This is a genomic window from Neotamlana sargassicola (assembly GCF_020523965.1).
In the GTDB taxonomy this organism is placed as follows: domain Bacteria; phylum Bacteroidota; class Bacteroidia; order Flavobacteriales; family Flavobacteriaceae; genus Neotamlana; species Neotamlana sargassicola.
Genome location: NZ_JAJAPX010000001.1, coordinates 524,039 through 536,809, shown reverse-complemented (window position 1 = coordinate 536,809; position 12,771 = coordinate 524,039). Strand labels below are relative to the sequence as shown.

General features: G+C 32.6%; 5 protein-coding genes. 2 read left to right on the top strand and 3 right to left on the bottom strand.

Features of this window, described 5'->3' with window-relative positions; translation table 11 throughout:
- Positions 1–92: 92 nt before the first annotated feature.
- The 3 genes from LG651_RS02310 to LG651_RS02300 all read right to left on the bottom strand — a co-directional run bounded on the left by LG651_RS02310 (position 93) and on the right by LG651_RS02300 (position 9,129).
- Positions 93–1,631 (bottom strand): RagB/SusD family nutrient uptake outer membrane protein, encoded by a 1,539-nt coding sequence (locus tag LG651_RS02310; protein ID WP_226541433.1) that lies wholly within the window; start codon positions 1,629–1,631, stop codon positions 93–95.
- Positions 1,632–1,642: 11 nt separating this feature from the next.
- Positions 1,643–4,690, bottom strand: coding sequence for a SusC/RagA family TonB-linked outer membrane protein (locus tag LG651_RS02305; protein WP_226694541.1), 3,048 nt, complete (start codon positions 4,688–4,690; stop codon positions 1,643–1,645).
- 287 nt (positions 4,691–4,977) lie between these two features.
- Positions 4,978–9,129, bottom strand: a complete 4,152-nt coding sequence (locus tag LG651_RS02300) for a hybrid sensor histidine kinase/response regulator transcription factor (protein ID WP_226694540.1) — start codon at positions 9,127–9,129, stop codon at positions 4,978–4,980.
- 851 nt (positions 9,130–9,980) lie between these two features.
- On the opposite strand from LG651_RS02300, the gene LG651_RS02295 reads away from it, so the two are divergent.
- Positions 9,981–11,378, top strand: coding sequence for a CmpA/NrtA family ABC transporter substrate-binding protein (locus tag LG651_RS02295; RefSeq protein ID WP_226694539.1), 1,398 nt, complete (start codon positions 9,981–9,983; stop codon positions 11,376–11,378).
- Between the two features lie 139 nt (positions 11,379–11,517).
- Positions 11,518–12,624, top strand: a complete 1,107-nt coding sequence (locus LG651_RS02290) for an ABC transporter permease (protein WP_226694538.1) — start codon at positions 11,518–11,520, stop codon at positions 12,622–12,624.
- Positions 12,625–12,771 lie beyond the last annotated feature (147 nt).

Below are 12,771 nucleotides of genomic sequence, written 5' to 3'. Positions count from 1 at the left end.
TAATTTTTACATTGAAACATAAAATAATATAGCAGTATGAAAAACTTCCATACTGCTAATATTAAACTAAAAACTAAACGAATTTTATAAGTTTAGTAACCAGGGTTTTGGTCGGCCTCGGTTAATTTTGAATTTTTATCTATTTCGTTAATTGGAATAGGAAATAAATCGTTTTTAGAGGTGTAACCAGTTCCTGCTAATTCGGTTGAGGCTCTTCCCCAACGTACTAAATCCCAGAAACGTTGTCCTTCGTGTGCTAATTCTAAGAATTTTTCGTTTACTATAGCATCAAATAAATCGTCACCAGCTAAGGTTGCGCTAATATCTGCTAAACCAGCTCTATTTCTAATTTTATTTAATTCTGTTCTTGCCTCGGCATCTTGTCCATTTTGGTTATAAGCTTCGGCTGCTAATAATAATACCTCGGCATAACGGAATAATCTAAAATTAGTGCTATAATTTAGTTCTTTAACACCATCAGGACTTGTGTCTTCGTCTTTAGTGGCGTATTTTATTCTTATAGAACCTTCGTAATCCCAAATTTCACCTCCAGTAGCAGCTGTAGCATCAACAGAGCCACCTGCAGCTATAAGTTCTTCCTCAGTCATTAATGTTGCTGCTTTTCTGTTTACGTCTCCGGCTGTATCAAAGGCATTTGCCAATTTTTCGGTTGGCAAATTAAAACCCCAGCCGTTAATTAAATTAGTTCCAGTAAGGTCGAAAATACCATCACCACGAGGCCCCATAAGTTGAATGTGTAGGTTGCTTTCGTTACGGCCTCCCCATTCTAAATTACCCCAGTCTCTTCCTGATGTTGAAATAAATCCTATTTCTACTAAAGACTCAATGCCAAATTCATTATTTATACTCCAAACATCTTCGGGGTTAGTTTCTAAATCGTGTGATGGATTAGCAATTACGCTCTCGAAGTACGGTATGGCTTCATCATACTTTTCTTGAAATACTAATACTTTTCCCATTAAAGCTTCTGCAGCACCAGAGGATACTCTAAAATAATCGGTAGCAGATTTGTCTTGTAAATCTGAAATAGCATCAATTAAATCGCTTTCTATTTGCGCATAAATTTCGGTTTGAGACGTTTTTTCAATTCCAAAATCTTCTGCATCTTCAAGAATTGTAAGTCTTAAAGGGATGTCTCCGAACATGGTTGTTAATTCAAAGTAACACCAAGCTCTAAAAAATTTAGCTTCTGCAATTACGCGATCTTTATTACTTAAATCACTGTCTTGAATGTTTTCAATTACAATGTTTGAAAGCGCAATGGTTCTGTAAAACAAATCCCAAATACTTGTTATAGAGGCGTTAGATGATACTACATCTGTATAATCGTCAATATCTTGTAATTGTTGTTGGTCGCCAGAGTTTCCGCCTGCTGCGTTAGCATCGTCGCCTGGTAAAAGTTTTACAAAAAAGGCGCTATGCCAATCTCTACTGTAATTGTATTGCATTAAATCGTAAATACCAATTAAAGCTTCTTCTACATTGCTTTCGTCTTGGAAAAACGTATCTATATCTTCAACTCCAAAAGCGGGGTTTGTTGTAAAATCGTCGTTACATGATAGTATTCCTAAAAAACAGATGGAAATACATGTTAATATTGTTTTTTTCATAATTTTTCTTTTTAAAATAAGTTTAGTGATAAGCCTAGTATAGCTCTTGCAGCGGTTGGGTAAAACCCTCGATCTATACCAACGGAGTTAAAAGAAAAGTTACCAATTTCAGGATCTAAACCTTTATATTTTGTAAATGTAAAATAGTCGTCTAGAGATACGTAAACCCTCAAGTTTTTTAATTTAGAGTTTTGAATTATGTGCTGAGGTAATGTATAACCAAGTTGAATTTGTTTTATACGCATATACGAGCCGTCTTCTACAACTAAATCTGTGTCGTAAGAACTTATTACATGTTCAGCGCCAGGTAAACTTGCGTTATCGCCCGCTTGTTGCCATCTGTCGGTATAAAAATGTAATGGCTTATTTGTAATAGGTCTGGATGGTTGGTGGTAGGTAGACATAATATCGTTACCTAATGTGCCTTGAAATTGTAAATTAAAATCTAAGGCTTTGTATCCTAAGGCAATGTTGCCACCAAAAAGCACATCTGGATGCGGTGTGCCTATAAATGTTTTGTCTAGGTTGTTTACAGTGCCATTGCCATCGTTGTCTACTAAAATAACTTCTCCTGTATTTGGGTCTATACCATTGGTTTTGTAACCATAAAAATACCATGCAGGTAAGCCTTCTGTAAAACGTGTTACACCATCAGGATTTTGTGGAGCACTAGCACCAACTAATGAAGTACCTTCGGGAACAAGCTTAATTTCTTTTACTTCGTTTTTAAGTGTTGAAAGGTTTAAGTTAATATCGTAGGTGAACCCTTTGCTATTAGAATCGGAGTAACCGATTTCAAACTCGAACCCACTATTTTCAATGGTTCCGCCATTAAAAGCTTCAAAGTTAAAACCTGCAGAACCTGGTGTTATTAAACTTCCGTCTGAAACTAGTAAGTCTCTTGTGGTTTTTATATAATAATCTGTTGAAAAACGCAGTCTGTTGTTAAAGGCTCTAATATCTATACCAAGGTCTAATTGTTCTGATGTTTCCCAAACTAAATTAGAGTTTCCGTAACCGGTAATTTGGGCACCATTGTTGCCTTCGTAAACAATGTCTTGATTTAAGTAACCTTCGCCAATTAGTGTTATACCAGTAATGTCTGAATTTCCAGGCAAGTTAGCCTTACTACCATTTTGCCCCCAGCTACCTCTTAGTTTTAAGTAACTTATTTTAGAGTCTTCGTTCCAGAAATCTTCGTTAGATACTACCCAACCAGCAGAAAAAGCAGGGAAATAACCTGTTTTATTTTCTGAAGGGAATTTATCTGATGTGTCTGCTCTATATGATGCTTCAAAAAGATATTTATCGTTAAAGTTATAAGATAATCTTCCATAAAAAGATGCTAAATTATCTAAATAAGGAAATGCATTATATTCTATTTGCCCTGGTAGTGAGTTGTCGTAAAAATCGAATCCAGTAAAATCTTCTACAGGAATAGAGAATGTTCTTGAAATGATAGTATTGGTATCTGAATCTTCAGCAGAATAACCAACTAAGGCTTTAAAATTATGATTTCCAAAAGATTTGGTGTATGTGGCAAAGTTTTCCCATAACCAACGTCTGTTTCTTAATCTGGTTTGCGACCCTGTATAAGAAGTGTTCGCAGCCTCTGAACTTACATAATAAGGATTAACTGTATTGCGGTTATCTGTATTACCACGCTCGTAACCATAGCGTGTAGTTAACTCTAAACCTTCAATAGGTTTTAAGGTTAAATATACTGTTGATAAAAACTGAGACCCAATAAAGTTTGAAATGTTTAATTCGTTAGCGTAAGCCACAGGATTTATAACCTCTCCTGTTGAAAAACTTGGATAACCATATACACGACCATTACCGTCTGTAATTAAAGGTACATTATTGTTGTTAGATCTATCAATTACATCTTGAGGAACTTCTCCATCATTGTAAAAAACAGGTGTTAGCGGGTCTATAATTAACATGTTTTGAATAACACCTCGAGTATCACTATTTTCAGCAATACCAAATCTATCTCTAGATGATAACGACATGTTACCGCCCACTTCCATCCAATCAGCTAATTGAGACTTTAAGTTAAGTCGCATTGTTGTACGATTAAAAGATGAATTATCTCCAGCTACAACACCATCTTGTTTTAAGTTTGATGCAGAAAAATAAAATGAATGTTTATTTGTGTCTGTGGCTCCAGAAACATTTACATCAAATCGTCGTGTTGGTGCGCTTGAGAATGTTTTGTTAATCCAGTTTGTATTATAGCCATTGTCTTCAACCGAAGTTATGCCTGCTTCATTCATGTATTCAACAAACTGTGAAGCATTCATTAGTTCCATGTTTGTATTAACCCATTGGGTACCAAGTTGAGTATTAAAACCAACTTTTATACCGCCTGTTCTCCCTCGCTTGGTAGTTATAATTACAACACCATTTGCACCTTCTGTACCGTAAATAGCTGCAGAAGCGGCATCTTTTAAAATTTCCATGTTAGCAATATCGCCAGGAGCAATATCTACTATAGATGAAGTTTTCATGCCATCTACAATATATAAGGGGCCAGAGTTACCGCTTGAGCCTGTACCACGAATTCTAATTTGTGCTCCAGAACCTGGTGCCCCAGATGATGACATTACGGTTACACCAGAGGTGCGACCTTGTAAAACTTGCTCTACACGTTGGTTTGATGCGCTTTGAATGGCTTTAGTATCAACACTTGAAATAGCACCAGTTAATAAACTCTTTTTTTGCGTTCCGTATCCAACTACAACAACTTCGTCAAGCTCTGCAGTATCTTCTTCTAATACAATTTCTAAGTTTTTTTCGCCATTATAAGTTATTTCCTTAGTTTGATAACCTAAATAAGAAAAAATTAAAACATTACCTGTGGTAATTTGTAGTTCAAATTTTCCATCAAAATTAGTAACGGTTCCTTTGTTTGTGTTTTTAACCAGAACATTCACACCTGGTATAGGTATACCTGTATGGTCTGAAACTGTTCCAGAAACCGATTGTGCATAAGTAATACTTCCTATAAAAATAAATAAAGGCAGTATTAACTTTTTAAGTAATCTGTTTTTCATAAAGTTTAGTTAGTTTTAAATTATTTGTTTTAGTTAAAGCACATAGGTTATAAGAAACAATAAAAGCCCTATAATACAGATTATTAATAGTACTTCTCCTGCTCGTTTATGCCTATTGGTTTTTAACATGGTATACAAATGTTGAAAAAAAATTAAACTATAATTAGCATGCATAAAGCAAGTTTTACAAATTTTGAAGCAAACCTAATTAAATTAAGTGTTTTGCTACATTTGTAACATGTGGTGCAACAAGTATTATAAAGTTTAACTTGTAGTTTATTAACTTTTTAAGTGTTGTATTGTGTTTTTATTTCTGTTGGTAGTACACCAAAATGATTTTTAAAACATTTTGTAAAATATGAGTGCGATGAAAACCCTGTAGCATAGCAAACCTTGCTTATGTTTGTTTCTCCTAATTCAAGAATTTGTTTCGCTTTTTGAAGCCTTATATTTCTTAAAAATTCGGTTGCAGTTTGGTTTGTAAGTGCTTTTATTTTTCTATAGAATTGACTTCGGCTAAGGCTTAAATGTGTTGCAAGTGCTTCAACATTTAAATTAGGATCACTTATATTTTCATTTATATGATTTAAAACTTTTTCTATAAACTCTTTATCTATGGGTGGTGTGTTTGTGTTTTTTGGTAGTTCGCTAATTACACTAAAATATTTATTAAAAATTAATTGTCTGCTGGTTATTAATTGCGATAACCTGAGTTTTAATAAACGAATATTAAATGGTTTTACCATATAGGCGTCTGCTCCGGTTTCAATGCCTTCAATTCTGTCGTCTATTTTCGCTTTGGCAGTAAGCATTAAAATAGGTATGTGGCTTGTGCTTAAATCGCTTTTTAGTTGTTTGCAAAACTCTAAACCATCAATTTCTGGCATTACAACATCTGTTATTATTACATCGGGAAAGGCTTCTTTTGCAATTTTAATACCTTCTTTACCATTGGCGGCTACCAAAACTTTATGTTGACTGCTAAGTTCTAGTTTTAAATAATCTCTTAGTTCGGTGTTGTCTTCAACTATTAAAACTGTATGAATTTTATTTTCTGATTCAATTTCATCTATGTCTTCTTGAATATTTACAGATGGAACATACGAGAATTCATCTTTTTTAAGGTATTCTGAAGTTTCATCAAGTACTATTTGGTCGTTGTTAAAATGACTGTTACCTGCTGGAAATAATATTTTAAAAGAAGTGCCAACGCCAATTTCGCTGCTTACTTTAATTTTACCTTTATGTAATTTCACAAAGCTTTGCACAACTTCTAAACCTATTCCTGTTCCTCCAATGTAAGACTTGGTTTGTCTTTCAACTTGATAAAAACGATCGAAAATTTTATTTACTTCTTCTTTTTCTAAACCAGGACCACTATCTGAAATTATAATTTCTACGGCGTTCACTGTTGTTTTATCGGTAACTAAAGGTAGTAAGTAAGGTTGTTCTGTGGCAAGTAAATCTATATTAATTACACCACCAGAAGGTGTTATTTTAACGGCGTTTGAGAGTAGATTAAATATTATTTTTTCCAACATTTCTAAATCTGCCCACACGCATATATCTGGGTTATCGGCATCTACACTAATAATAATATTTTTGCTTTTGGTTTCTTCTTCAAAATAGCCAACAATATTTTTTGTAAAATCTATTAGCTTTATTTTACGCGCTTTAACTTTAATTTTGTTAAACTCTAGTTTTCTAAAATCCATGAGCTCGTTAATTAACCTATAAAGCCTATCTGTGTTTTTATTAATTATGGCGTGTTTATGCTTAACATGTTCTGGTAGGTTTAGTTTGGTGTCATGAATTATGGCTTTTAACGGATTCATGATTAAGGTTAATGGAGTTCTAAATTCGTGAGAAATATTTGTAAAGAATTGTATTTTCTTTTTGTTTAGTTCGTCTTGTTGTTGCCTTTTTAGGCGCTCGTTTTTTATAAGTTCTTTTTCTTTTATTCTACTTTGGGTTAATCTATTTAATAAATAAAAACTTAATATAATAAGTGTAATATAACCCATTATTGCCCAATTGGTTTTCCACCATGGAGGTAATATTTTTACATGAAGTTGCAGAGGTTCTTGGTTCCAAACGCCATCGTTGTTAGAGGCTTTTAGTTTAAAAATATAGTTGCCGTGATCGAGATTTGTGTATGTTGCACTTCGTTTTTGCCCAACGTCATTCCAGGTTGTTTCGTAGCCTTCAAGGTAGTAAGCATAGTTGTTTTTTTCGGGTCTAGTGTAATTTAAACCTGCGTATTCAATTGTAAAAACAGATTGTGTGTTGGTTAAAGTAATGCTATCTGTTTCTGCAATAACTTTAGTTAATGGTGATTTGTTTTGGTTAGGAGTTACGGTTTCGTTAAATAGTTTAAAATCTGTTAAATGTAGAGTGGGTACATTATTGTTAAACTGTAATTTTTTTGGATTGAAATAATCGATACCTCTATAGTTTCCAAAATATAAGGTGCCATCTTTGTCTTTTAGTGCGGCACCAAAGTTAAAATCGTTGGATAGTAAGCCATCGTTGTAGGTGTAGTTGGTAAATTCATTTTTTTCAATGTTTATTTTAGTTAATCCGGAGTTACCGCTTATCCAGATATAATGATCATCATCTTCAATAATAGAAGCTACATTTTCTTCAACTAAACCATTAGATTTATTGTACCATTTAAAGGTATTGTTTGTTTTGTTATATAAACATATTCCGGCACCTCTTGTGCCAATCCATATATTTTGTTTAGAATCTTCAAATAAACTTAAAACGTAATTTGCATCAATAGAGTTGTTAAATACTTTGTTTATTTTTTCAGACAAAGCTAGGACTTGTTTTATAGAAGAGCCGTTTCTTTCAACTTTAAATAAGCCATCTGTAGTAGCTAACCATTGGTTGTTATCAGAATCTAAAAATATTTTTAAAATATTAGCGCTACTTATACCGTGTTTTATAAAAGCATCAGGCTCGAAATTAACGATTTCTTTTGTTTTTGGATTAAAAATATGAATACCACTGTAAAACGTTCCTATGTTGATATTACCGTTAGTGTCTTCAGAAAAGTTCATGATAATATTCGACTTTAATCCTGAATTTTCTTTGTTATAGTTTATAAATTTTTTTGAGTCTTTTCCTAAAAAAAATACGCCCTTGTCCCAGCTACCTGCCCAAATATTGTTTTGAGAATCTTTAAAAATAGATATAATGTAATTTGATGTTAAGCCAGAATAATAATTAGTATCTGTGGTGTTTATATGTTTTATTTTTTTGGTTAAGGTATTGTAAATATCTATGCCGCCGCCATCGGTTGCAATCCATAAATTGTTGTTGGAATCATTTACAATGCCCATTACAGAGTTGGTTTTTAGCGAGTTATTGTTGTTGGGAATGCTGGTGATATCTTTAAACTTATCGAAAAGCTTATCGCTAATGGCTACACCGCTATTGTAATAACCCATCCAGATTCTATCGTTTTTATCTATAAAAAGTTTCCAGATAGAATTATGTAAAATATTATTGTTTTTAGAGCTGCTCTTTAAATGTTTAATGACGCTATTATTTTTATTTAAATGAATAAAGCCATCATTTTCAGTACCAATAATTATGCTATTGTCTGGTAATTGAGCAATAGACATTATTTTATTTTGTGTACAATTAATAGATATAACTTTTGCGATGTTTTTGTGTTCGTTTAATATGCATTTATAAATGCCTTTACCAGATTGAAAGCCAACCCAAAGATTTTGGTTGGCATCAACAAAAAGTTTTGAAATTTCATTTTTAAAATCTTCTAGGTTTTCAGAAGCATTTTCAATGTCAATAAGTTTGTTGGAGGTAACATCTATTTCCTTTAATCCAAAATTGGTGGCTACATAAATTTTATTATTTCCAGCGTGTGATAAACTGTTTATTTTTAGTTTTTTACTTTGTTTGTAATAAGTAGAATTTGCAATTTTTGTTACATTAAAAGTGCTTGTGTTTACTTTGTAAATACCATAACCAACAGTGCCAACATATAAATTATTTGAGGTATCCTGTGTAATAGAACTTATAATGTCTTTATTGGGGTTGTTGGTGTTTAAAACAATTCTATTAAAATTGTCTTGTTTGTTATTGTATACATTTAAACCATTTTCGGTGCCAACCCATAATTTTTTATCGGAATCTATAAAGCTACATGAAACTCTGCTGCTGCTTAAAGATGTAGAGTCGTTTAAAACATGTTTGTAAGGAATGTAGTCTATACCATTAAATTTGTATAAACCCGTAGAGTTCGTTGCAATCCAAATAAAATCGTTGTGGTCTTGAATAATATCAGTAACTCCAGCTTTTGGGATGCCTTCTTTTATGCTTACAAAATTAAAATTTTGATAAGTATTTTGCGCCCAAGAAAGGTTTAAGTTTATAGTTAGTAGTATTAATAAACGCTGTAAGTTGTTCATACAAAAGCGAATTAGTTTAGTTAGTTGATTAAAGATAAAAATAAATATTATTAAATCTTGACTTTGGTACTTTTGATGCATGCATTGCAAGTTATGTTGCATAATCGTTAAAAACATAGAGAAGAATTTAAAAGAAAACACCTATTTAAATAAAAATATTTTAAAGTGTAAAAACAAAAACCACAACTGTTAAAACAATTATGGTTTATGTTTACTAAAGGTTTGAACACTTTTTTAATTTTACAAACATGTAAATATGTTTCAGTTTTTGTTTGAATTATTTTTGATGTTTGCGAATAATAACGCTACTACAGAACAAAATGCTCTGAAAAAAAATTTAATTGCTGGTTTGGGGAATATGGGCAATCAATACGAAAATATAAGACACATTATCATTAAAAGCTATAAATTCCTAATTAAAGGGTAGAACCGAAATAATATATAGTGCATTTTCTTAAGCAGAATGGTTGAAAAAACAACCTTTTATTAAACTTTCCTGTTCCTTTCAATAAGCTTAAACAAATTTTGGTTGAAGGCTTATTAATAAGCCTTTGTTAATGATTTGTGTCGTTTTCTGAAATCTTAAGCATTTATTTTCTACGTATTTTTTTAAAAATTAAGTAGGTTTTAAGTGTTTTTATAAGTAATTTCTTGAAACATATTCTTCTTGATTTTTATTTTATATTATTGGTATACTGATTATTATAAATAAAACATGTTTTTTGGCAGGTTATTAACTGTGCAAAAAGTTGTCGATTCATGGTTAAATGCATACGTAGTTTGTAATTCTACGTATATCTTTGTTAAAAATAAGTATTCATACTTAGTTAACTATAAAAACTAGAATAATAATGAAATCACAATTAATTAAATTAACAAGTCTTGCAGCACTTTCCTTAGTTATGTTTGCTTGCGGAGGCAAAGATTCTAAAAAGAAAGCTGAAGAAGTTGCGGCTGTAGCCGAAACATCTAAAACCAAGGCATTAGAAATTGAAAAACCACAATTAACATTCGGTTTTATTAAATTAACAGATATGGCGCCTTTAGCTATTGCTAAAGAAAAAGGTTTTTTTGAAGATGAAGGTTTATTTGTTTCTGTTGAAGCACAATCTAACTGGAAAAACGTATTAGACCGTGTTATTGATGGACAATTAGATGGTTCGCATATGTTAGCAGGTCAGCCAATTGCTGCTGGTGCAGGTTTTGGTCGTCAAGCAGATTTAGTGACGCCATTTTCAATGGATTTAAATGGAAACGGTATTACTGTATCTAACGATGTTTGGAGTAAAATGAAGCCAAATGTTCCAACTGGAGAAGATGGAAAACCAGTACACCCAATAAAAGCTGAAGCTTTAAAACCAGTAATTGCCGATTATAAAAATTCAGGTAAAGCATTTAAAATGGGTATGGTATTTCCAGTTTCTACACACAACTACGAAATTCGTTATTGGTTAGCTGCTGCTGGAATTCACCCAGGAATGTATACCGCAGAAAATGTGCAAGGGCAAATTGATGCTGAAGTTTTACTTTCTGTAACACCACCACCACAAATGCCAGCAACTTTAGAGGCGGGAACAATTTACGGGTATTGTGTAGGTGAGCCATGGAACCAACAAGCAGTATTTAAAGGTATTGGAGTTCCTGTAACTACAAACTACGATATCTGGAAAAACAACCCAGAAAAGGTGTTTGTAATGACAAAAAAGTTTGTTGAAGAAAATCCTAACACTGCAATTGCTGTAACTAAAGCATTAATTCGTGCTGGAAAGTGGTTAGACGAGCCAGGAAACAGAGCAGAAGCCGTAAAAATATTGTCAATGTCTCAATATGTTGGTGCAGACGAAGCGGTATTAGCAAACTCTATGACAGGTACTTTCGAGTTTGAAAAAGGTGATAAGCGCGAAATGCCAGACTTTAATGTATTCTACAAATACAATGCAACATATCCATTCTATTCAGATGGTATTTGGTTCTTAACTCAAATGAGACGTTGGGGTCAAATTCCAGAAGCTAAACCAGCAGAATGGTATGCAGAAACTATTAAAGATATTTACAGACCAGATATCTGGAAAAAAGCAGCAAATCTTTTAGTTGAAGAAGGACATATTCCTGCTAGCGATGTGCCAACAACAGATGGTTATAAGCCAGCAACAACAGATTTTATAGACGGTAAAACATATGATGCTAAAGATCCAATAGCATACATAAACAGTTTCTCAATTGGAAATAAAGATAAAGCAGTACAATAAGCTGTAAAAAAGTAAAGTGATTTTATTGGTTTGTTATTCCTGATGAGGATTATCTCCAATATTTCAGGAATTACAAACTATAATGGTCGCTTAAACTTAACTATTTATACTTAAACACAAACCAATAAAATCAATAATCATGAGTCAAAGTTTAACATTAAATAAAATATCCAAATTCGTAGGGTTAGGATTTTTATCAACGCTAAAGGACCTGTTTACAGGAAAACTTGAAAAACAGGATTATATTAAGTTTTTAAGAAAATTTATTGTTCCAATATTATCAATATTTTTATTTATAGGAATATGGCATTTAGGAGCAAAAGCGTTATACAATAAGGAAGCTGAGTTTAAAATTGAAAAAGCTTTAACCGAACAAGGTCAGGCAGCAGCAGATGCTTTAAAAGCTTGTATAGCTTCAGGAGATATTAGTTGCCAGCCAAATACTTTACCATCGCCATCGCAAGTTTGGGCGTCGTACAATTCGCTTTTAGATGATCACTTTTTAATTAGAGCAGATAAGTTGGCTTTTAAAGAAAAAACAGCAGCTTTAAACGAAAAACGTGTGGCAGAAGGTAAAGATCCTATTGTTTACACCGGACGACCATCGTTTGTAGATCAAATTTTTAGAAGTTTAAAAACGGTATTTGCCGGTTTCTTTTTAGCCTTATTAATTGCTGTGCCTTTAGGAATATTTATAGGTTTAAGCCCAACGTTAAAAAGTGCTTTTAACTGGTTTATTCAAATATTTAAGCCTGTATCTCCAGTGGTTTGGTATTTATTAGTGTTCATGATTGTTAAAACTTTACTTATAGATTCTAGCGAAGATAGCTCGTTTACCATTTCGTTTATTAGTGTAGGGTTGTGTTCTATGTGGGCCACTTTAGTAAATACAGCAATGGGAGTATCTACGGTAGATAAAGATTATATAAATGTTGCTAAGGTTTTAAAATTAGGACCTTTTCAAAAAGTATTTAAGGTGGTTTTACCATCGTCGTTACCATTAATTTTTACAGGTTTAAAAATTACATTATCTGTAGCGTGGATGGTTTTAATTGCTATTGAGTTATTAGCACAAAGTCCTGGTTTAGGTTTATTTGTTTGGGAAGAGTTTCAAAATGGAGCTAACGATTCTAACGCCAAAATTATAGTTGCCATGTTTGTTATTGGTATTATAGGTTTCTTGTTAGATCGATTAATGTTGTTTATACAAAATACGGTGTCTTTCGATAAAACAGACGCAATTTAATTGTTGGTTTTATTGCAAACCGATAGTTAGTAATAAAGTTTAAAATTTTGTAGAAATCTCGTGTTAGGGATTGAGGCGGCATCCTTTTTTATGTCAGTTCTAGTGTGCAGCGATAGCGAAACGCTAGAACCAATAAAAAAGATATAG

Coding starts and splice junctions, on each gene's coding strand:
- LG651_RS02310 (WP_226541433.1), bottom strand. CDS start 1,631: ATGAAAAAAACAATATTAACATGTATTTCCATCTGTTTTTTAGGAATA.
- LG651_RS02305 (WP_226694541.1), bottom strand. CDS start 4,690: ATGAAAAACAGATTACTTAAAAAGTTAATACTGCCTTTATTTATTTTT.
- LG651_RS02300 (WP_226694540.1), bottom strand. CDS start 9,129: ATGAACAACTTACAGCGTTTATTAATACTACTAACTATAAACTTAAAC.
- LG651_RS02295 (WP_226694539.1), top strand. CDS start 9,981: ATGAAATCACAATTAATTAAATTAACAAGTCTTGCAGCACTTTCCTTA.
- LG651_RS02290 (WP_226694538.1), top strand. CDS start 11,518: ATGAGTCAAAGTTTAACATTAAATAAAATATCCAAATTCGTAGGGTTA.